Below are 494 nucleotides of genomic sequence, written 5' to 3' on the forward strand. Positions count from 1 at the left end.
CCTTAAGGCTAGCCTTAAAGCTAGATCCTCGTCGGATACCTGCAACTCAACAAGGCGGCCCACCCCGGAGGAATACGTATCGCAAACGCGCTCCAATTTTGCTCACTCCGGCGTGTATGTTGGCGGGCGAAGTTTTGAGTTGGGTGCGCTTATTCTCGTCCGGCCGACTCTGGGCTGCGCAACAATTCGTCGATAAGATTGGCGTAGGCGTTCATCGCGGTGACGCGATCGAATTTCGCCGCCGCCTTGACCGCGCGCTCCGCCATCGCGACTGCGTCGGAGCGAGACGCCGCGCGGATGGCCTCGGCCAGTTGATCGGCACGGCCCGGCGTCACCACCCAGCCCAGCGCGTTCTCGACCACTGTCAACGCAGCCTCAGCCTCCGGCTCCGAGACCAGCACCACGGGCCGGCCGACGGCCAGAAGATTGTAGAACCGGCTCGGCACCGACACCCCCGCAACGTCCTTTCGGTACGGAATGATCCAGAGATTGGC

1 pseudogene is annotated in these 494 nt (G+C 62.8%); it reads right to left on the reverse strand.

The annotated features are described in order from the left end of the window. Window positions 1-149 precede the first annotated feature (149 nt). A pseudogene (locus AC0L3A_RS40935) lies at window positions 150-494 on the reverse strand (glycosyltransferase family 4 protein); the annotation flags it as partial.

This window comes from Bradyrhizobium sp. MI1.3, from assembly GCF_055811695.1.